Annotated in this window: 17 protein-coding genes and 1 pseudogene; 4 read left to right on the top strand and 14 right to left on the bottom strand. The window is 65.2% G+C overall.

Annotation, left to right across the window (positions count from 1 at the left end; translation table 11 throughout):
• Nucleotides 1–285 precede the first annotated feature (285 nt).
• From AVHM3334_RS04415 to tal, 3 genes are all read right to left on the bottom strand, one after another.
• Complete coding sequence (locus tag AVHM3334_RS04415; protein ID WP_284409992.1) at nt 286–786, bottom strand: hypothetical protein; 501 nt, start codon at nt 784–786, stop codon at nt 286–288.
• Between the two features lie 221 nt (nt 787–1,007).
• A complete protein-coding gene (gene pgi / locus AVHM3334_RS04410) occupies nt 1,008–2,603 on the bottom strand; it encodes a glucose-6-phosphate isomerase (RefSeq protein ID WP_284409991.1) in 1,596 nt (531 codons plus the stop codon).
• A 3-nt stretch (nt 2,604–2,606) separates the two neighbouring features.
• Nucleotides 2,607–3,554 (bottom strand): transaldolase, encoded by a 948-nt coding sequence (gene tal / locus AVHM3334_RS04405; protein ID WP_284409989.1) that lies wholly within the window; start codon nt 3,552–3,554, stop codon nt 2,607–2,609.
• A gap of 179 nt (nt 3,555–3,733) precedes the next feature.
• On the opposite strand from tal, the gene zwf reads away from it, so the two are divergent.
• Nucleotides 3,734–5,200, top strand: coding sequence for a glucose-6-phosphate dehydrogenase (gene zwf, locus AVHM3334_RS04400; protein WP_284409986.1), 1,467 nt, complete (start codon nt 3,734–3,736; stop codon nt 5,198–5,200).
• Nucleotides 5,201–5,374: 174 nt separating this feature from the next.
• Entirely contained in the window at nt 5,375–6,220 is an 846-nt protein-coding gene (locus AVHM3334_RS04395) for a MurR/RpiR family transcriptional regulator (RefSeq protein ID WP_272551228.1), read from the top strand.
• 86 nt (nt 6,221–6,306) lie between these two features.
• Here the strand turns inward: AVHM3334_RS04395 and AVHM3334_RS04390 are convergent.
• A pseudogene (locus AVHM3334_RS04390) lies at nt 6,307–6,706 on the bottom strand (beta-ketoacyl-[acyl-carrier-protein] synthase II); the annotation flags it as partial.
• A gap of 233 nt (nt 6,707–6,939) precedes the next feature.
• Between AVHM3334_RS04390 and AVHM3334_RS04385 the strand changes: the two are divergent.
• Nucleotides 6,940–7,371, top strand: coding sequence for a DoxX family protein (locus AVHM3334_RS04385; RefSeq protein ID WP_284409984.1), 432 nt, complete (start codon nt 6,940–6,942; stop codon nt 7,369–7,371).
• A gap of 106 nt (nt 7,372–7,477) precedes the next feature.
• Here AVHM3334_RS04385 and AVHM3334_RS04380 read toward each other — a convergent pair whose 3' ends face one another.
• From AVHM3334_RS04380 to AVHM3334_RS04345, 8 genes are all read right to left on the bottom strand, one after another.
• Nucleotides 7,478–8,542 carry an ABC transporter ATP-binding protein gene (locus tag AVHM3334_RS04380; RefSeq protein WP_284409983.1) on the bottom strand — a complete coding sequence of 355 codons (1,065 nt, stop codon included), beginning with the start codon at nt 8,540–8,542 and terminating at the stop codon, nt 7,478–7,480.
• Nucleotides 8,539–9,516, bottom strand: coding sequence for an ABC transporter ATP-binding protein (locus AVHM3334_RS04375; RefSeq protein ID WP_284409981.1), 978 nt, complete (start codon nt 9,514–9,516; stop codon nt 8,539–8,541). The genes AVHM3334_RS04380 and AVHM3334_RS04375 overlap by 4 nt, the downstream gene beginning before the upstream one ends.
• 181 nt (nt 9,517–9,697) lie before the next feature.
• Nucleotides 9,698–10,609: an ABC transporter permease gene (locus AVHM3334_RS04370; protein WP_284409980.1), complete on the bottom strand. Its 912-nt coding sequence runs from the start codon at nt 10,607–10,609 to the stop codon at nt 9,698–9,700.
• Nucleotides 10,606–12,177 (bottom strand): ABC transporter substrate-binding protein, encoded by a 1,572-nt coding sequence (locus AVHM3334_RS04365; protein ID WP_284409978.1) that lies wholly within the window; start codon nt 12,175–12,177, stop codon nt 10,606–10,608. Before AVHM3334_RS04365 ends, AVHM3334_RS04370 begins: the two co-directional genes overlap by 4 nt.
• Before the next feature lie 58 nt (nt 12,178–12,235).
• Nucleotides 12,236–13,456: a M20 aminoacylase family protein gene (locus AVHM3334_RS04360; protein WP_284409976.1), complete on the bottom strand. Its 1,221-nt coding sequence runs from the start codon at nt 13,454–13,456 to the stop codon at nt 12,236–12,238.
• Between the two features lie 3 nt (nt 13,457–13,459).
• Nucleotides 13,460–14,440 carry an ABC transporter permease gene (locus tag AVHM3334_RS04355; protein WP_284409974.1) on the bottom strand — a complete coding sequence of 327 codons (981 nt, stop codon included), beginning with the start codon at nt 14,438–14,440 and terminating at the stop codon, nt 13,460–13,462.
• 112 nt (nt 14,441–14,552) lie between these two features.
• A complete protein-coding gene (locus AVHM3334_RS04350; protein WP_284409972.1) occupies nt 14,553–16,133 on the bottom strand; it encodes an ABC transporter substrate-binding protein in 1,581 nt (526 codons plus the stop codon).
• Nucleotides 16,134–16,384: 251 nt separating this feature from the next.
• On the bottom strand, nt 16,385–17,044 hold the full coding sequence (locus AVHM3334_RS04345) for a porin (RefSeq protein ID WP_284409970.1): 660 nt from the start codon (nt 17,042–17,044) through the stop codon (nt 16,385–16,387).
• Nucleotides 17,045–17,158: 114 nt separating this feature from the next.
• Between AVHM3334_RS04345 and AVHM3334_RS04340 the strand changes: the two genes are divergently transcribed.
• A complete protein-coding gene (locus AVHM3334_RS04340) occupies nt 17,159–18,106 on the top strand; it encodes an IS481 family transposase (protein WP_284409968.1) in 948 nt (315 codons plus the stop codon).
• Between the two features lie 19 nt (nt 18,107–18,125).
• Here AVHM3334_RS04340 and AVHM3334_RS04335 read toward each other — a convergent pair whose 3' ends face one another.
• On the bottom strand, nt 18,126–18,503 hold the full coding sequence (locus AVHM3334_RS04335; protein WP_284409966.1) for a hypothetical protein: 378 nt from the start codon (nt 18,501–18,503) through the stop codon (nt 18,126–18,128).
• Complete coding sequence (locus AVHM3334_RS04330) at nt 18,500–19,390, bottom strand: DUF6402 family protein (protein WP_284409964.1); 891 nt, start codon at nt 19,388–19,390, stop codon at nt 18,500–18,502. Before AVHM3334_RS04330 ends, AVHM3334_RS04335 begins: the two co-directional genes overlap by 4 nt.
• Nucleotides 19,391–19,527: the final 137 nt, after the last annotated feature.

Here is a 19,527-nt window from a genome sequence, read left to right as displayed (position 1 = left end):
GGGCTTGAGGAACAACACCTGGGTGCCCTGCCCGTCCTGGTAGGAGCTCTCGGCCGAAGCCGTGTCCTGCAGGGCCGGCAGCATTTTCTGGATTTCCGCCGCCATGGGGGAGGTGGAGGCGATGTCGGACACGTTCTTGAGAACGACGTTGCCCTAGATCTTGGTGGAGTTGCTGACGATCTTGCCGTCGCCCTCCACGATCAGGATCTGGCCCTGGACCTTGCTTTCCATGTCCGCCACCAGGCGATTGAAAACGCCCAGCGTCGCGTCGATGGTGGATACGCCCTACAGCTCGTCGCCCTTGTAGATGGGCATGGCGCAATTGGTTCGCGGCTGCGGGCTGGCGGCGTCCTGGTAGGCCTTGGCCCATTTGCAGGTGCCTTTGGCGGCCGTCTTTCCGTTTTCGTACCAGGGCTGCTCCCAGTACTTGAGCGATTCCGGCGAATTCCAGTGGGTGTTCACCACCAGCTTGTTGCTGGCATCGCGCGCGAAGAACGTGCTGAACTTGTCCCGGCCCTGCTCCCGCTTGTTGGGCAAGGGCCAGATGCCGCCGCCGAAGACGTTGGGATCGCCGTACTGGTCCACCAGGCCGGGCTGCAGGACGTCGATCTGGTCGCTGGCCAGCAACGCCACCGTCTGGGTGATGCTGCGGGATTGGCCTTCGAGGGTGGACAGGTCCGGCTTGACCGACAGCTGGATGACCGCGAAGGTTCCCAGCAGCAAAAGCAGAAAGAAGCTGCAGATCAGCAGTGTGAACCGTGTCTGGGTGGAAGAGGTACGGATCATGGGCGGCCCCGTGATGGAGATAAAAGAGAGAAACGCGCGGTTTCTCTCCGTTATCGGCACCGACGCGGTACCGCTGGGCTTTATCTGCCCGGCGTTACATCAGGGCGCCCCGGCGCCACCCGCCCCTTCTCCCGCTGCAGCGCGACGGCATGCCAGTTGCCCCATCCGGGCGCGCTGGTCAGACCAGCAGCCGCCCGCCAGATTTCTGCGGGGCTGCTGGATCACAGCAACTGCCGCAGCAGGCCAGCCGTCGAGGGGTCCAGCCCTTGCACATCGCCCGAGGACAGCCGAGGTTCCAGTTCCTTGGCCAGCACCTTGCCCAGTTCCACCCCCCACTGGTCGAAGCTGTTGATGCCCCAGATCGCACCGCTCACGAACACGCGGTGCTCGTACAGCGCGATGAGCGCACCGAGGGAGGCCGGCGCCAGGCGGTCCATCACCAGGAACGTGCTGGGCCGGTTGCCGGTGAAATGGCGGTGCCCGGGTTCGTCCGGACGGCCGAGCATCAGCGCCTTGGCCTGCGCCAGGGCGTTCGCCACCAGGCGCGAGTGATGGTGGGGCAGGTCGCGCCCCCCCTTGCGCAGGGCGATGAATTCGACCGGAATCACGTCCGGTCCCTGGTGGATCATCTGAAAGAACGCGTGCTGGCCATTGGTGCCGGGCTCTCCCCAGACCACGGGAGAGGTCTGCACCGCCAGAGGCTGGCCCTTTCCATCGACGCCCTTGCCGTTGCTTTCCATCTCCAGTTGCTGCAGGTAGGCCGGCAGCCGGCGAAGGCCGTGGCTGTAGGGTGCCACGCAGCGGCTGGAAAAGCCGTGGAAATTGCGGTACCAGACGTCCAGCAGCCCCAGCCGCACCGGCAGATTGCGCTCCAGCGGCATATGGCGAAAGTGCTCGTCCATCGCGTGGGCGCCGGCCAGCAGATCGCGGAAATGCGCCGCGCCGATGGCGATGGCGATGGGCAGGCCGATGGCCGACCACAGCGAGTAGCGCCCGCCCACCCAGTCCCAGAAGCCCAGCGTGGTGTCGATGCCGAACTCCGCTGCGGCTTCGACGTTGGTGGTCAGCGCGACGAAATGGCGCGAAACGCACACGCGCCCCGCCTGCCGCGGGCTGCCCCCGTGCGACAGGAACCAGTCGCGCGCGGCGTGCGCGTTCGACATGGTTTCGGCCGTGGTGAAGGTCTTGGAGGCGATGAGGAACAGCGTGTTCTCGGGCCGCAGCGTGTGCAGCAGCGTGCCCAGTTCCTGCCCATCGACGTTGGAGACGAAGTGCAGGTGCTTGTCGCTCTGGCGCAGGTCTTCCAGCGCCTTGACCACCATCGACGGGCCCAGGTCGGAGCCGCCGATGCCGATGTTCACGATGTCGGTGATGCCCGCGTCGGCGCGCACGCGCTCGGCCAGCGCCAGCATCGCATCGAGCGTGGTGTGCACGTCGCGCAGGCTGTTTGCTATTAATTCAGGAGCACTCACCGCATGATTCTCTAGGGCGGGAGCCGGATTTCGCAACAACCAGTGCATCACCGCGCGCTGCTCGGTGTGGTTGATGGCCTCGCCCTCGAACATGGCGTCGCGGTAGGCCTCCAGCCCGCATTCGCGCGCCAGTTGCATGAGCAGCGCTTCGGTCGGCCCGTCGATGCGGTTCTTGGACAGGTCGGCGAAAAGGTGCGGCGCCTCCTGGCTGAAGGCCTCGAAGCGCAGCGGATCGTTGGCGAACGCCTGGCGCACGTCGAAGGTGCGGCCGCTCTCGTCGTAGCGGGCCTGCAGCGCGGCCCAGGCGGTGGTGTGGTCGCAGCGGATGCGTTGGGGAATGGTCATGGGTCAGGCGGCCTGCATCATCTGTTCGAGCTTGGCCGCATCGGCCGCGAAGGCGCGGATGCCCTCGGCGAGCTTTTCGGTGGCCATGGCGTCGGCGTTGAAGGCGTAGCGAAAGGCAGGCTCGTCGTATTCGATGGCCGGCAGATCCAGCGCCTTTGCGGCATCGGGGTCGAGCGCGCGGGTCAGGGGCGCTTCGCTGGCTGCCAGCTGCGCCAGCAGGTCGGGCGCAATGGTGAGCAGGTCGCAGCCGGCCAGCGCCGTGATCTGCCCCACGTTGCGAAAGCTCGCGCCCATGACTTCGGTCGCAATGCCGAAGTGCTTGTAGTACTGGTAGATCTGGCGCACCGACTGCACGCCCGGGTCGTTGGGGCCGGCCATGGCGGCTTCGTCCCACTGGGCGCCCGCCTGCTTCTTGTACCAGTCGTAGATGCGGCCGACGAAGGGCGAGATGAGCTTGACCTTGGCGCGGCCGCAGGCCACGGCCTGCACGGGGGAGAAAAGCAGCGTGAGATTGGTGTGGATGCCGCGCTCTTCCAGGATGCGGGCGGCCTCGATGCCTTCCCAGGTCGCGGCGATCTTGATGAGCACCCGGGCGGTGTCCACGCCCTCGGCCTGGTACAGCTCGATGATGCGTTCGCCCCGCGTGACGGTGGCCATGGTGTCGAACGACAGGCGGGCATCCACTTCGGTGGAAACGCGGCCGGGAATGAGGGAAAGGATTTCGCAGCCGAACCGCACGATCAGCCGGTCCATGATCTCTTCCACCGGATGGCCCTTCCAGCGGGTCACGGCCTCTTGCAGCAGCGGCGCGTAATCGGGTTTTTGCACCGCCTTCAGGATGAGCGAAGGATTGGTCGTCGCATCCTGCGGCTGGTAGGCGCTCAATTGGCGGAAGTCGCCCGTGTCGGCCACCACGGTGGTGACCTGTTTGAGGGCGTCGAGTTGGTTCATGCAATGCTCCCGGGGATGGCGTGAGATGGCGTGCGAAAGCGCTCAGGCAGGGCCGAGCGGCACGGCAACCGAAGAGTGTATTGCGCGGTAACCGGGGTTCCTGTCAGTCGCCGCCTCATGATGAAACTCGGTAACATGCCCGGCAGCTTACTTACCAATCTACTGGGGATGCGACAACGATGAGTTTCGATCTGGTTCTGTTCGGCGGCACGGGGGATCTGGCATGGCGCAAGCTGCTGCCGGCGCTTTTACAGGCCTTTCGCCACGGCTCGCTGCCCGAAGGCGGCCGCATCATCGGCGTGGCGCGCGACGACCTCACCGACGCCGCCTACCGCGAACTGATCGCCAGCCGCTTCGCCGCCGTGGTGGACGACAAGCGCCCCAGTGCCGAGGAGTTCGAACAGTTCGCCTCGCTGCTGCAATACCAGCGCATGGACCTGTCCAAGCCCGAAGACTACGCGCGGCTGGCGGCGCGCCTGGGCGAGCGCAAAGCCGACACGGTGGTGATGTACCTCGCCACCGCGCCGGGCCTGTTCACCACCGCCTGCGAACAGCTCGGCGCTGCCGGGCTCGCCACGCCGAACACGCGCGTGGTGCTGGAAAAGCCCCTGGGCCACGACCTCGAATCCAACCGCGCCATCAATGCGGCGGTGCGCACGGTGTTCAACGAGTGGCAGATCTTCCGCATCGACCACTACCTGGGCAAGCCATCGGTGCAGAACCTGCTGGCGCTGCGATTCGGCAACGCGCTGTTCGAGCCCCTGTGGCGCCGCGAGACCGTGGCCAGCATCGAGATCACCATGGCCGAGAAGCTGGGCGTGGAAAAGCGCGGCGCGTTCTACGACGGCACGGGCGCCCTGCGCGACATGGTCCAGAACCACGCGCTGCAGCTGCTGTGCGCCATCGGCATGGAGCCGCCCATCAACGCCCACGCCGACGCCATCCGCGACGAAAAGCTCAAGGTGCTGCGCTCGCTGGCGCCGTGGACGCCCGCCACCCTGGCCCGCGACGTGGTGCGCGGCCAGTACACGGCGGGCAGCCTGAGCGGCGAACGCGTGAAGGGCTATGCCGACGAAGACGGCGTGGCGCCGGGCAGCCGCACCGAAACCTTCGTGGCGCTGCGCACCGAAATCGCCAACTGGCGCTGGGCCGGCGTGCCGTTCTATGTGCGCACGGGCAAACGCCTGGCCTCGCACGAGGCGCACATCGCCATCAACTTCCGCCCCACGCCCCACCCCATCTACCGCTCGCCGCTGGGCGCGGCCAACCGGCTGGTGATCCATCTGCAGCCGCGCGACGGGGTGGCCCTGCACCTGTTCGCCGCGGGGCAGGAAAAACGCGGCAGCCGGGTGTCGGAGGCACAGGCGCTGGTGCCAGTGCACCTGGACCTCGACTTCGAGCAGCGCTTCGGCGCCGAGCGCGTCGGTGCCTACGAGCGCCTGCTGCTGGACGTCATCGGCGGGCGCCTGAACCTCTTCGTGCGCGCCGACGAGCAGGAAGCCGCCTGGCGCTGGGTGGAGCCCATCATGCAGGCCTGGCGCGACTCCGACGACGGCCCTCGGCCCTACGCCGCCGGCAGCTGGGGCCCCAGCGCCGCCAGCGCCATGGTGGCGCGCGACGGCCACAGCTGGATGGAAGAGACTTGAGTCGCCCCCTGTGCCGCCTGCGGCGCCCCCTCCCGGAGGGAGACGACGCCCGTGGCCTGGCAAAGCCAGTTCCACGGCGTCTGCTGGCGTGGCCTGCTCTGCGGCCTTGTGACGGTCAAGGCCGCGTCGGTGGCTTGCAGCGCGCGCGCTGTCCGGCGATGAAGGCCCCCAGCCATGCTTGAACGAATCACCGCATCCCTGCCCTCGCTGGCCCCTGCCGAACAGCGCGTGGCGCAGCTCGTGCTGGACGACGCGCGGGCCTTCGCCCGGCTGCCGGTGCGCGAACTGGCCGCCCGCGCCAGCGTGAGCAAGCCCACCGTGGTGCGGTTTTGCCGCAGCATGGGCTACGACGGCCTGGCCGACTTCAAGCTCAAGCTGGCCGGCAGCGTGAGCGAAGGGGTTCCCTTCATCCACCGCAGCGTGGATGCCGACGACAAGACCGGCGACGTGCTGGTGAAGGTGGTGGACAACGCCGCCGCAGCCTTCCTGCAGTACCGCAACGCGGCCAGCACGGGCGCCATCGAGCGCGCCGCCAAGGCCATCGCGGACACCTGGCAGACCGGCCGGCGCATCGAGTTCTACGGCGCCGGCAATTCGGGCATCGTCGCGCAGGACGCGCAGCACAAGTTCTTTCGGCTGGGAATCACCAGCATCAGCACGAGCGACGGCCACATGCAGGTCATGAGCGCCACGCTGCTCGGGCCGGGCGACTGCGCGGTGATCGTCTCCAACTCCGGCCGCACGCGCGACCTGATGGATGCGGCCGACATCGCGCGCAAGAACGGCGCCACGACCATCGCCATCACCGCGAGCGGCTCGCCCCTCGCCCTGGCCTGCCACATCCATCTGGCCGCCGACCACCCCGAGGGCTACGACCGCTACAGCCCGATGGTCTCGCGGCTCCTGCACCTGCTGGTGATCGACGTGCTCGCCACCTGCGTGGCCCTGCGCATCGGCGAGCCGCTGCAGCCCCGCCTGCAGCAGATGAAGGACAACCTGCGCGCCAAGCGGTACACCTGATCCGGCAAGCTGCCAAAAAGGTACAAGCCTTTCAGGCCTCCACCGCAATATTCACTAGGGCATGTAGCTATGATTTTTATAGCAACTCAGGTCGCCCATCGGCGAAGCACCAGCGAGGCGTTGACGCCGCCGAAGCCGAAGCCGTTGACCAGCGCGTGCTCCAGCGCCATCGGGCGGGGCCGGTGGGCCACGAGGGTCCAGGCCCTGGGCGAGTTCATCGGGCCGGTGCAGATTCAGCGTGCCGGGCACGACCTGATCGCGCAGCGCCAGGACCGTGAAGACCGACGCCACCGCGCCCGCGGCGCCCAGCAAATGCCCGGTCGCCCCCTTGGTGGAGGCGATCGCGACCGTGGCACCTTCGCCGAACAGGCCACGGATCGCGGCCAGCTCGCCCCGGTCGCCCACGCAGGTGGACGTGGCATGGGCGTTGAGGTGCTGGATCTGCGCCGGCTCCAGCCCGGCCTGCGCCAGGGCCTGCTGCGCCGCGCCGAGGGCGAACGGAATGAATCGGTCCATCTTGCGCGCGTCCTTGGTGCTCAACACCGCGCCCGGGTTCCAGCCACCTTGCGCGTCTTCCCCGATGGAGGGCACGACGCCGCCCACTTGGCGCCAGGGGGTGAATCCACCTGCAACATCGTGGCCCATTGTGCGAAAACGCACTGACGCGCATCCATCGCCCCCGCATACTCCGATTTTTGAACCCGAGAGGAGAGAAACCCATGAGCAACGCAACCCGCACCATCACCGCCGCCCCATCCGACGATGCCGGCAAACTCGTCCTGCGCGCATCCGTCGGCGTGCTGGTGCTCCTGCACGGCATTTTCAAGCTGCAGAACGGCGTGGGCTTCATCAGCGGCATGCTGGAAAAGGCCGGCCTGCCAGGGGCCCTGGGCTATCTGGTGTTCGTCGGTGAAATCCTGGCGCCGGTGCTGATGATCGTGGGCCTGGGCGCGCGGGCCGGCGCGGCCATCGTGGTGCTCAACATGCTGGTGGCGCTGGGCCTGGTGCACATGGCCGACCTGGTGGCGCTCAACCAGCAGGGCGGCTGGGCGCTGGAGCTGCAGGGGCTGTACCTGTTCGGCGCCTTGAGCGTCATGCTGCTGGGCGCAGGCCGCTACAGCGTCGGCGGCGTGAACGGCAAGTTCAACTGAACGCCTGCCGCACCGCGGCAAAGGACTGCACCGGCTTTCGCCGGTGCTTTGCTATCAATTCAGGAGTTCATGCCGGCGTTTTGATTGCGCTGCAGGCCGATTTGGTTCAAATCGCCACGGGCGCCGCCATGGCGACGAGGGGAATGCGGCCTTCTTCGATGCCGTGGCAGGCCACCCTGGCGCCGCCCTGGTTCAACAGTTGCGGGCGCTCGGTGCGGCACCGGTCGTTGGCGTGCGGGCACCGTGGATTGAAAGCGCAGCCGGACGGCGGATTGAGCGGGTTGGGCACTTCGCCCTGCACCGGCGTGCGCGAACGGCCGGTGTCGTGCATCTTGGGAATGGCATCGAGCAGCATGCGCGTGTAGGGATGGCGCGGCGTGGCGAACAGCTCGCGCTTGTCGGCCAGCTCCACCAGGCGGCCCAGGTACATCACGCCGACCTGGTCGCTCACATGCCGCACCACCGCGAGGTTGTGCGAGATGAACAGATAGGTCAGCTGCCGCTCGCGCTGCAGGTCCTTCATGATGTTGAGCACCTGCGCCTGCACCGACACGTCGAGCGCCGACGTGGGCTCGTCGCACACCAGGAACTCCGGCTCGGTGGCCAGGGCCCGTGCGATCGAAATGCGCTGGCGCTGCCCGCCCGAGAACTGGTGCGGGTACTTGACCATGTCCAGCGGCGACAGGCCCACCGACTGCAGCAATTCGCCCACACGCTTCTTCAGCTCGGCCTTGTCGGTGATGAGGCCGTGCTCGCGCAGCGGCTCGCCGATGATGTCCTCGACCAGCCAGCGCGGGTTCAGGCTGGCATACGGGTCCTGGAAGATCATCTGGATGCGGCGGCGCATGGCCTGCGCGTCCTTGCCCTTGAAGGCGGCATGCGCGTCCTGCCCGTCGAAGGTCAGGCCGCCGCGCGTGGGCTCGTACAGCCCCACGAGCAGCCGCGCCACCGTGCTCTTGCCGCAGCCGGACTCGCCCACGAGTGCCAGCGTCTTGCCGCGTTCGATCTCGAAGCTCACGCCATCGACGGCGTGCAGCAGCGTGCGGGGCTTGCGCTCCAGCATGCGGTTGAGCCAGGGCGCGGAGACGTCGAAGGTCTTGGCCAGGTCGTGCGCCTGCACCAGGGGCTGGGAGGAGCTGGCGGAAGGGGTCGGGGGAATGTGGGCGCTCATGCGACGGCTTCCTTGGGCAGACCGTGCAGCCAGCAGGCGGCTCGGGTGGCGCCGGCCTGCAGCAGGTCGGGCCGCTCCACCTTGCAGCGGTCGAAGGTGTGGGGACAGCGCGGATTGAAGGCGCAGCCCTGGGGAATGGCGTTCAGGCGCGGCATGGCGCCGTCGATCTGGTTCAGGCGCTCGCGCTCCTGCTCCATGTCGGGAATGGACGCCATCAGCCCGGCGGTATAGGGGTGGGCCGGGTGGTTGATGACCTCGTGCACGGGGCCGATCTCGGCCACCCGCCCGGCGTACAGCACGGCCACGCGGTCGCAGGTCTCGGCGATCACGCCCATGTCGTGGGTGATGAGCATCACGGCGGCGCCGCGCGACTTGCAGATGTTTTTCAGCAGCTGAATGATCTGCGCCTGGATCGACACGTCCAGCGCCGTGGTGGGCTCGTCCGCCACGATGAGCTGCGGCTCCGCCGCCAGCGCCAGGGCGATCACCACGCGCTGGCGCATGCCGCCCGAGAACTGGTGGGGGTAGTGGTCCACGCGCTGCTCGGCGGCCGGAATGCCCGTGTCCTTGAGCAGGTCGATGGCGCGGCGGCGCGCCTCGGCGGCGTTCACCGGCAGGTGGGCCTGGATGGTTTCGATGAGCTGCTGGCCCACCGTGTACAGCGGATTAAGCGACGTGAGCGGGTCCTGGAAGATCGCGCCGATGCGCCGGCCGCGGATGTGCCGCATCTCGCGCGACGACAGGTTGTCGATGCGCTGGCCCTCCAGCACGATCTGGCCGCCGGCGACGCGCCCCGGCGGCTCCAGCAAACCGATGATGGCCGCGCCCGTGAGCGACTTGCCCGCACCCGATTCGCCCACCACGCCCAGGATTTCGCCGGGCGCGATGGAAAAGGAAATGTCGTCCAGCGCCCGCAGCGTGCCGCGGCGGCTGGGGAATTCGACGACGAGGTTCTTGACTTCGAGAAGGGACATGGCAATCAATCCGTTATCCGTTGCAATCGGCATAGCGCGTGAAGCGGGAAACCGGCGCGGCCCGGGCCAGCGGCCGCCGAGCAAGGGCCGCCCCGCAGTGAAGGCGGCGTCCCCCTTCCCATCGCGCAGCGATGAGAGAAGGGGGAAGCGGCGCAGCCGCTCAGGGGGTTGTGCTCCATCCTTATCGAAGGCGGGGGTTGAGCGCATCGCGCAGCCAGTCGCCCAGCAGGTTCACCGACAGCGCGATCAGCACCAGCATGGCGCCGGGGAACACCGTGATCCACCATTCGCCCGAGAACAGGTAGTCGTTGCCGATGCGGATCAGCGTGCCCAGCGAAGGCGACGTGGGCGGCGCGCCCACGCCCAGGAACGACAGGGTCGCCTCGGTGATGATGGCCGTCGCCACCTGGATGGTGGCCAGCACCATGACCGGGCCCATCACGTTGGGCAGCACGTGCTTGCGCATGATGCGCAGCGAGTTGACGCCCGTCACGCGCGCGGCCTGCACGTATTCCTTGTTGCGCTCCACCAGCGTGGAGCCGCGCACGGTGCGCGCGTATTGCACCCAGCCGGTGAGCGAGATCGAGAGGATCAGCACCCCGAACGCGAGCGACTCGTGCGCGTTGGGAAACACCGCGCGGCCCACGCCGGCGATCAGCAGCGCGACCAGGATGGCCGGGAACGACAGCATCACGTCGCACAGGCGCATGAGCACCGCGTCCACCCAGCCGCCGCGAAAACCCGCCAGCAACCCGAGCGCCACGCCCACCACCACCGACAGCACCACCGAAGCGAAGCCCACGATGAGGGAGATGCGCGCACCGTAGATCACCGCGGACAGGATGTCGCGGCCCTGGTCGTCCGTGCCCAGCAGGTATTTGGTGGAGCCTTCGGGGCTCCACGCGGGCGGCAGCCGCGCGTCGCCCAGTTCGAGCGTGGTGAGGTCGAACGGATTGTGCGGCGCGACCCAGCCCGCGAAGAACGAGCAGAACACGCAGATCAGCGCGATCACCGCCGCGCCGATGGCAACGGGCGAGGTGCGAAAGCTGTGGCCGACATCGCTGTCGAACCAACGGAAAAGCGTTTTTCTCATTGGACGATGCTCATCCATTTGAAGGGCATGAAGTTGTCCGCCATCTGCACGAGCTTGACCTTCTTGCTCACGCCCCAGGCCAGGGCCTGCTGGTGCAGCGGCAGGTGGCCGATGTCGGCCGCGTGGATCTCGAATGCCTCGCGGATCATGGCGTTGCGCTGGGCCTTGTCCGTCTCGGACTGCACCTTCTTCGTCAGCTCATCCACCTTGGGATTGCAATAGGCGCCCAGGTTGAACTGGCCCGCGCCCTTGTCGTCCACGCAGGCCATGAGGGCATTGAGCGCGTTGTGGGCGTCGTACGTCGGGGGCGACCAGCCCAGCAGGTAAAAGCTCGTGTCGCGCCGCAGCACCTTCGGAAAGTAGGTGCCCTTGGTTTCGGCCTGCAGGTTGATCTTGACGTTGATGCGCGCGAGGTTGGCAGCCACCGCCTGGCAGATGCGGCCGTCGTTCACGTAGCGGTCGTTCGAGCAGTTCATCGTCAGCTCGAAACCGCTGGCGTAGCCCGCTTCGGCCATGAGCTTCTTGGCCGCGTCCACGTCGTACGGCAGCCGCTTCATGTCGGCCTGAAAGCCGTTGATGCCGGGGCCGACCAGCTGCGCGGACGGGTTGGCCGCGCCGCGCATCACCGTCTTGCGAATGCCTTCGATGTCGATGGCCTGGTAGAACGCCTGGCGCACGCGCTTGTCCTTGAAGGGGTTCTTGCCCTTCACGCTGGAGTACAGCAGCTCGTCGCGCTTCTGGTCCATGCCCAGGAAGATGGTGCGCAGCTCGGGGCCGGTCACGGCGCGGGTGCTGGGGCTGGTGTTGACGCGCTCGATGTCCTGCACCGGCACGGGCTCCATCACGTCCACCTCGCCCGACAGCAGTGCGGCCACGCGGGTGGCGTCGTTGCCGATGGGGGTGTAGATCACCTCGCTGGCATTGCTTTCGATCGCGCCCCAATAGGTGCCGTTGCGCGTGAACACGGTGCGCACGTTGGGCTGGCGCTCGCGCACGTGGAACGGGCCCGTGCCGTTGGCGCGGAACGACGCCGCGTTCTCGATGCCCTTGCGGCGGTCCACCGGCGCGGTGGCCTGGTTGGTCTCGCACCACTTCTTGCTCATGATGTACACGAGCGTGAGCACGTCGGGCAGGATCGGGTAGGGAGAGCGGGTTTCGATCTCGACCGTGTAGTCGTCGATCTTGCGCACTTCCTTGAAGTCGTTGGTGTAGCTCTTCATGTCCGAGCCCTCGACCTGCGTGCGCCCGAGCGAGAACACCACATCGTCCGCAGTGAACGGCGTGCCGTCGTGAAACTGCACGCCGCGCCGCAGTTCGAAGCGCCACACGGTGGGCGACGTCATCTTCCAGCCCGTGGCCAGCGCCGGGGCGAGGCTCAGGTCCTTGTTGCGCCCGACGAGCGGCTCGTACACGTTGCCGGTCACGCTCAACTGCAGGGATTCGTTCAGCGAGTGCGGGTCCATCGACAAGGCATCGCCCTGGTTGGCCACGCGGATGGTCTGCGCCCCCGCCGCGGACACCATGGCGATCAGTGCCAGGGCCAGCGCCGTTTTTGTCGGGAATTTCATGGGGACTCCTGTGGAAGAAAAGGGGAGAGAAATCAGCACGCGGTGCCGTTGATGGGCGTCATGCCGTCGCGAGCGGCATCGCCTGCTCGACCAGGCTGGCATGCAACGCGGCGCCCAGCGGCAGGATCTCGTCGTTGAAGTCGTAGCGGTTGTTGTGCAAGGCGCTGTTGCCAGGGCCCGTGCCCTGGCCGATGCGCAGATACGCCCCCGGCTTGCTCTGCAGCATGAAGGAGAAGTCTTCCGCGCCCATGCTGGGGTCCATGTCGCGCACCACGTTTTCGGCGCCCACCAGCGACTCGGCCACGTCGCCCGCGAACTGTGCATGGCTTTCGGTGTTGATGGTGGCCGGATAGATGCGCTCGTAGCGCACGCTGGCGGTGGCGCCGAAGCCCAGGGCGATCGCGCTGCACAGCTCCTGGATGCGCCGCGCAACCATGTCCTGCACCACGGGATCGAAGCTGCGCACCGTGCCCACCAGCGTCGCAGTTCCAGGCAGCACGCTGAAGGCGCCCAGGTCGCCCGCCTGGATGGCGCACAGGCTGATCACCGCGCTGTCGATGGGCCGCACGTTGCGCGAGACGATGCCCTGCACGGCCGTGATGATGTGCGCCGCAACGAGCACCACGTCCACGGTCTGGTAGGCATGCGCGCCATGGCCGCCGCGGCCGGTGATCTCGATCGTCACGCGATCGGCGGCAGCCATCATGGCGCCGGAGTTCAGGCCGATGGTGCCCGGCTTCATGGCGGGCCAGTTGTGCATGGCGTACACCGACTGCACGGGAAACCGCTCGAACAGGCCGTCTTCCATCATCACGCGCGCGCCGGCCAGGCCCTCTTCGCCCGGCTGGAAGATCAGCACCGCGGTGCCGTCGAATTGGCGCGTGGCGGCCAGATAGCGCGCGGCGCCCACCAGCATGGCGGTGTGCCCGTCGTGCCCGCAGCCGTGCATGAGGCCGGACTTGCAGGACTTCCAGGTGAACTCGTTTTGCTCGGTCATGGGCAGCGCATCCATGTCGGCGCGCAGCCCGATCATGCTGCGGCTACCGCGCCCCTGCCCCCGGATGACCGCCACCACGCCGGTGCGGCCGATGCCATCGTGGATCTCGTCCACGCCGCACAGCTTGAGCGCTTCCTTCACGCGCGCCCCGGTGTACACCTCTTCGAAGCCCAGTTCAGGGTGCGCATGCAGGTCGCGCCGGAATGCGGTGAGTTCGGGGTGGTACTGCGCGATGTGCGCGAAGGCCCGTCCGCCGGCCTTGAAGCGAGGCGCCTGTGCCATGGCTCAATGCCCTCCGGCCTTGCCCACGCGCAGGCGCGGATCGACGGCGAAGTACAGCAGATCGACCACCAGGTTGATCACGACGAAGATGAGCGCGATCAGGCACAGATAGGCGGCCATCACGGGAATGTCGGCGAAGGTCACCGCCTGAATGAACAGCAGGCCCATGCCGGGCCACTGGAACACCGTCTCGGTGATGATCGCGAAGGCGATGAGGCCGCCGAGCTGCAGGCCCGTGATGGTCATCACCGGCACCAGCGTGTTCTTGAGGGCGTGGCCGAAATGGATGGCCCGGTCGGACAACCCACGGGCGCGCGCGAACTTGATGTAGTCGGTGCGCAGCACCTCCAGCATCTCGGCCCGCACGAGCCGCATGATCAGCGTGAGCTGAAAGATCGCCAGCGTGATCGCCGGCAACGTGATGTGGTGCCATCCCTTGGGCGTGAGCAGCCCGGTGCTCCACCAGCCGATCTGGGTGACCGGGCCGCGCCCGAAGCTGGGGAACCAGCCCAGGTAAACGGCGAACACGAGGATCAGCAAGATACCGATGAGGAAGGTGGGCAGCGACACGCCCAGCAGGGACAGCGTCATGAACAGCTGGCTGGCGAACGAGCCGCGCCGCAAGGCCGCATACACGCCCATGGGCACGCCGATCACCAAGGCGAGCACGGCGGCCACGAGCGCCAGTTCCAGCGTGGCCGGAAAGCGTTCCGCGATCAGCCGCGAGACTTTGGCGCCTTGCCGCAGGCTGAGCCCGAACTCGCCCTGCGCCGCGTTCACCAGGAAATGCCAGAACTGCACGATGAACGGCTTGTCGAGACCGAGCGCGGCCCGCAGCTCGCGAATCTGTTCGGGCGTGGCGTCCTGGCCAAGCAGGAAGGTGACGGGATCGCCGACATACTGGAACAGCATGAAGGAGATAAAAGCCACCGCGATCATCACGATGACGGCCTGGATCAGGCGTCGCAGAATAAAGGCAAGCATCAGTGAACCGTGAGTGAATCGGGCATGCTAGCAGGGGGGATGCGCCATTGCGCGCAATACCCCCCAGGACAACTTAAAGCCCGGGGACTCAGGCCCCGGCCCATCGGGTGCATCAATTGATCTTGACCGTGCGCATGTCCACACGGTTGTCGGCGCGGTGCACCACTTCCACGGTCTTCTTCATGGCCCAGGGAATGACCTGGTCATACAGCGGAATGTGGGACACGGTGTCGTTGGAGAGCTGAAGCGCCTCGGTCAGCATGCGCGAGCGGACGGGGGCATCCGTCTCCGCCTTGATGCGGTCCACCAGATAGTCCATGCGCTCGTTGCTGTAGCGGCCCACGTTGTAGTTGCCGTCGCCGCCCGCACCCACGGTGCGCACCAGCGATTGCAGGCTGTAGAGCGAATCGAAGGTCGGCACGCCCCAGCCGAGCATGTAGATGCTGGCTTCGCTGCGCTGGATCATCGGGAAGTAAGTGACTTGCGGCAGCGTGCGCAGCTTGGCCTTCACACCGATGCGCGCCCACATGGCCGTCACGGCCTGGCAGATGGCTTCGTCGTTGATGTAGCGGTTGTTGGGGCAGGCGAAATCCACCTCGAACCCATCGGCATAGCCGGCGTCGGCCATCAGCTTCTTGGCGGCATCGACGTCGTAGGGCATGCGCTTGCCCACCGCTTCGGTCCAGCCCGCCACCTGTGGCGCCACCAGCGTGCCGGTGGGCTTGCCCAGGCCGCGCATGATGCTGCGGGTGAGCGTGTTCACATCGATGGCCTGGTAGAGCGCGCGGCGCACGCGAACGTCCTTGAACGGGTTCTTGCCCTTCACGCTGGAGCCCACCAGTTCGTCGCGGAATTGGTCCATGCCCAAAAAGATCGTGCGGTTTTCCACGCCGTCCATGACCTTGAGGTCGGCACCGGAGCGCAGCCGCGCCAGGTCCTGCGGCGAGGGATCGAGCACCATGTCGATCTCGCCGGAAAGCAGTGCCGCCACGCGCGTGGATGCCGATTTGATCGGCGTATAGACGATCTCCGTCACGTTGCCTTCCATCGTCCCCCACCAGTTCGGATTGCGCTTGAACACCATGCGCACGTCCGGCTGCCAGGACTCCAGGGTGTACGGCCCCGTGCCCATCGCGTTGCGGTGCGCGAAGTTTTCATCGGTGCCCTTGATGTCCTTGGGCTCGACGGACTTGTTCTTCTCGGCCCAGGCTTTGCTCATGATGCGCAGCTCGGTCAGCTGGCGCAGCAGAACGGGATTCGGAGCCTTCAAAAAGATATCGATCGTCTGGCCGTCCACCTTGACGATCCTGTCGAACCCTTGCACGAAGGGCGTGTAGTTGGATGTCTTGGCCATGGCCCGTGTGAGCGAATACACCGCATCGTCTGCCGTGAATGCCGAGCCGTCATGGAATTTGACACCCTGGCGGAGCGTGAAACGCACCTGGGTCGGGCTCACCTCGCGCCAAGCGGTTGCCAGAACCGGTTCGACCTCGAACGTGCGGCTGTTGTAGTAGGTGAGGCTTTCGTACACGTTCGCATGGATGCCGTTCTGCAAGGCATTGTTTTGCGAGTGAATGTCCCAGGTCGAGATTTCGCCTTGGCTGGCCCACCTGAAAGGCTTGGCATGGGCCACGGGCGACGCGAGAAACGCACAGGCAGCAGCGCCCGAAAGAATGGAAGCGATGAACTTCATGGAAACCTCTTGGATAAAGCGTGGAACGTGCCGCATCCTTCGTGAGGACTGCGGAAGCCACTGACAAGCCGGCGTCTGGCCGGCCCAGGAGATGGCGTGGACGATGAAGCTATGCAAGGAAGGTGCCAGCCGTTGCATACCGCAAGGACGGAATGCCTCGGCATGCTGGCGCATCGCACAACACCGACAGCCTCCCGAGAGAGGCTGTGGTCATGTCGCCGCATGAGGTATGCGGCGAGTGCATGGCGCGATCAGAAACGATGGCGCAGGCCGATCGTGTAGCCCGTGCGGCTCTTGGCGCCGTTGACCTGGCCCGCCGCATTGCTCAGGCTGATCTGGTCGCCCTTCAGCTTGGTGTGATCGAGTTCGAGGTAGGCATCGGTGCGCTTGGAAAACGCATAGTCGAACGCCATGGTGAAGAAGTCGGGCTTGCCCTTGGCGGCAGGTGTGTTGCCCTTTTGATCGGCACGGAAATAGTGCGCACCGATGTTCAGCTGAGGCGTGATCTGGTGACCAGCGCCGATCTTGTAGATGGTGCGCTTGTTGGCAGCAAGGAACGCAGGACCGCCGAAGCCGCCATTGATCGTGCCCTGCCACATGGCCCCGAGCACCGCGCGATCCACTGCGGTCAGGCCATCGTCCACCTTGTTCTGGCCATAGCCGGCATTGAAGTACCAGTCGCCCATGCGGTAGGAGCCGCCCACCGTCCAGGCGTCGACCTTCTTGCCGGAGGCGAATTCGTAGTTCTGGTAACCCAGGCCGGCCGCGAGACCACCGGCCGCGTAACGCAAATAGCCACCTGCGGTCTTGCCGCCAGTGGGGCTCTTCTCATCGAACGAATACTGCAGCGCCCCCCTCCAGGGGCCGACCTCGGCCATGTACTTCAGCATGGTGTCGGCCCGCGCACCCAACGCAAAACCGATCTAGGTGTGAAGTTTCAATAGGTTGTATCCGGTGTTCATCCGGATTGGGTTTGAGAGACTGGAAGTCGCCAAACACCCAATCCGCTCAGGACACCCAACCAGATGAACAGCCATAAGCATGCCCGACTCACCTTCACCCGTCGAATCGAGATGGTCAAACAGATGACCATGCAAGGCCTCAATACGACTCAAGCGGGCCAAGCTCATGGCGTCACTTCGCAGACCGCCAGGAAGTGGCTTGGCCGGTATCTGAGTGGCGGAGAAGCCGCCCTGGCCGATGCGTCTTCCAGGCATGCAAGGTCGCCAAAAGCCATCGACGAGTCCAAGGCCCTGCTCATTGTGGAGCTGCGCAAACGCCGGATGCTGCAGTCGCGCATTGCTCGCGACGCAGGTGTCTCGGCATCCACCGTCAGCAGAGTCTTGGCACGGGCCAACTTGTCCCGGCTCAGCGATTTGCAGCCCGTAGAGCCCGTGCTTCGCTACGAGCACGACGCGCCTGGAGACCTGCTGCACATCGATACCAAAAAGCTCGGGCGCATCGTCAGACCCAGCCATCGCGTGACGGGCAACCGGCGCGACTCGGTCGATGGCGCTGGCTGGGAGACGCTGTTCGTGGCCATAGATGACCACGCCCGCATCGCCTTCACAGCCATGCACCCAGACGAGAAGAAGCACGAGGCAGTCGCGTTCCTGCACAGCGCCGTGGCGTACTACGCAGGCCTGGGTGTGGGTATCAAACGGCTACTGACGGACAACGGCGCAGCGTTTCGATCAAAGGAGTTCGCTGCAGCCTGCAAAGCTCTGGCGATTCAGCACAAGTTCACCAGGCCGTACCGCCCGCAAACCAATGGCAAGGCCGAGCGGTTCATCCAGTCGGCACTGCGCGAGTGGGCCTATGGCTGGACGTATCAGAACTCAGCGCAGCGAACCCAAGCCCTGGCGAGCTGGCAGCACCACTACAACTGGCACCGACCGCACAGCGGCATCGGATCGATTGCCCCGATGGACAGGCTCATCCCCGCAAACAACCTCTTGACGGTTCACACCTAGCGTCCACGAGCCACAAAGCCTATCGCGGGCAAGGCGCGCCACATTCAGGAGGAATATTCTCAAAGACGATGTCCATTCCAACCGCTACTGTTGATGATGAATTCATGTACCACCGTGCATCCCCGTTCAGCCACAGATCAACCACTCCACTCTCCCCCAGAAGAATTTCGGGCTCTACGCGATACAGACGCACGAAAGAGGGAATTTTCAGGTCATGGTGAAGCATGCGCTGGAAAAGCGAAGCGTCGTAGTAGTCCACGCGGTACACATGGCGAGGACTGAAATCGCTTCCCTTAAATGCAGGCTTGGAAAGCAACCAGCCTGCTCCGGCCAAGCAGGCAAAAAGCAGCGTCCAGAAAAAAATCCGTTTTTGATGGCCCCTGATGCGCGATTTCATTGAAGGTCAAACCTCAAAGGGAATGCAAGGCGGACACGGTGGACATCGGAAAGCACCATGAAATCCCCACCTCTACCTTGCAGAGCACTCCAACGCCGGAAATCGTTGTTCTGCACTTCGTATTTCGTCGCTGCGACATCGGCCGCGTCCGTATGCACCCATTGATCTGAAATTGGTATATCTCTGCGAAGTTGGAAATGGCGCTCCACTCCCGTTGCACCCCAAAATCCTAAAGGTTGTGACATGAAAGGGGTGCTATCGTTGAAGTCATAGGAATCTCGCAGATAGAAAGCCAACTCATCGATATCGACAGTGCTGGAGCCGTTACTTCCCGTTGAAACGAACCCAGACGCTGCCACTTTTAATTGAGCTTCGCCCATCGCCCCGTAGAAATCATCCATGGGGTCACTCAGTTTCCCGAACGTCAAATAGTTCACTTGGCAAGTGGCATCCAGCACCTTCGCAGACTGATTGAAATCGCCAAATCTCCACAGCTTCAGCGTTTTTCCAAAGCTCTGATCTTTGATTTTTTGCCTCAGTTCTTTAATGCCTTTGGCGGTCGCCCATCCGCTTTGCAGTGTGGCCATCGCGGTCTGGACACGGGCGAACCGAAGGGCCCAGGACATCGTGACAATGCTTTCTTCCAGGTGCACAGAACTGAGTTGATTCAAACGATGCGGAGAGCGGCTCTCTTTCATTTCTGCCGGCATGCGAAAAGCGGCCCCGTTAAACCACCGCTCCATCAAAACCGCCGCGACAGGCCACCCCATCCGCGAGCGCATCACCCCCGGTATATCTTCTAGTTGAAACAGGCGCATCTTCGAAGGCAATTTCTTCTCCAATTGCGCCTTCAGACGTTCCTGATCCACTTTCACCATGCCGCTCATGAATACCCTCGGCGGATTCAAAAGTGAAGTGCAACACCTGCAACCCTGTAAGGTCCGCAGATGCAAAGCTCCCCGAGACACTACCAGCAACTTCAGCCTGAAGACCGTGTGACGTTGGCCAGCCTGGTGCAGCAGAA

Origin of the sequence: Acidovorax sp. SUPP3334, from assembly GCF_030159055.1 — a bacterium.
GTDB lineage: Bacteria > Pseudomonadota > Gammaproteobacteria > Burkholderiales > Burkholderiaceae_C > Paracidovorax.
This window is presented reverse-complemented; position numbering and strand designations above follow the sequence as displayed.

Excerpts from the sequence above, each read along its gene's own strand:
- pgi (WP_284409991.1), bottom strand. The coding sequence starts at position 2,603 with ATGACCATTCCCCAACGCATCCGCTGCGACCACACCACCGCCTGGGCC.
- AVHM3334_RS04375 (WP_284409981.1), bottom strand. The coding sequence starts at position 9,516 with ATGTCCCTTCTCGAAGTCAAGAACCTCGTCGTCGAATTCCCCAGCCGC.
- AVHM3334_RS04385 (WP_284409984.1), top strand. The coding sequence starts at position 6,940 with ATGAGCAACGCAACCCGCACCATCACCGCCGCCCCATCCGACGATGCC.
- tal (WP_284409989.1), bottom strand. The coding sequence starts at position 3,554 with ATGAACCAACTCGACGCCCTCAAACAGGTCACCACCGTGGTGGCCGAC.
- AVHM3334_RS04365 (WP_284409978.1), bottom strand. The coding sequence starts at position 12,177 with ATGAAATTCCCGACAAAAACGGCGCTGGCCCTGGCACTGATCGCCATG.
- AVHM3334_RS04360 (WP_284409976.1), bottom strand. The coding sequence starts at position 13,456 with ATGGCACAGGCGCCTCGCTTCAAGGCCGGCGGACGGGCCTTCGCGCAC.
- AVHM3334_RS04330 (WP_284409964.1), bottom strand. The coding sequence starts at position 19,390 with ATGAGCGGCATGGTGAAAGTGGATCAGGAACGTCTGAAGGCGCAATTG.
- AVHM3334_RS04350 (WP_284409972.1), bottom strand. The coding sequence starts at position 16,133 with ATGAAGTTCATCGCTTCCATTCTTTCGGGCGCTGCTGCCTGTGCGTTT.
- AVHM3334_RS04415 (WP_284409992.1), bottom strand. The coding sequence starts at position 786 with ATGATCCGTACCTCTTCCACCCAGACACGGTTCACACTGCTGATCTGC.
- AVHM3334_RS04355 (WP_284409974.1), bottom strand. The coding sequence starts at position 14,440 with ATGCTTGCCTTTATTCTGCGACGCCTGATCCAGGCCGTCATCGTGATG.
- zwf (WP_284409986.1), top strand. The coding sequence starts at position 3,734 with ATGAGTTTCGATCTGGTTCTGTTCGGCGGCACGGGGGATCTGGCATGG.
- AVHM3334_RS04335 (WP_284409966.1), bottom strand. The coding sequence starts at position 18,503 with ATGAAATCGCGCATCAGGGGCCATCAAAAACGGATTTTTTTCTGGACG.
- AVHM3334_RS04395 (WP_272551228.1), top strand. The coding sequence starts at position 5,375 with ATGCTTGAACGAATCACCGCATCCCTGCCCTCGCTGGCCCCTGCCGAA.
- AVHM3334_RS04380 (WP_284409983.1), bottom strand. The coding sequence starts at position 8,542 with ATGAGCGCCCACATTCCCCCGACCCCTTCCGCCAGCTCCTCCCAGCCC.
- AVHM3334_RS04370 (WP_284409980.1), bottom strand. The coding sequence starts at position 10,609 with ATGAGAAAAACGCTTTTCCGTTGGTTCGACAGCGATGTCGGCCACAGC.
- AVHM3334_RS04340 (WP_284409968.1), top strand. The coding sequence starts at position 17,159 with ATGAACAGCCATAAGCATGCCCGACTCACCTTCACCCGTCGAATCGAG.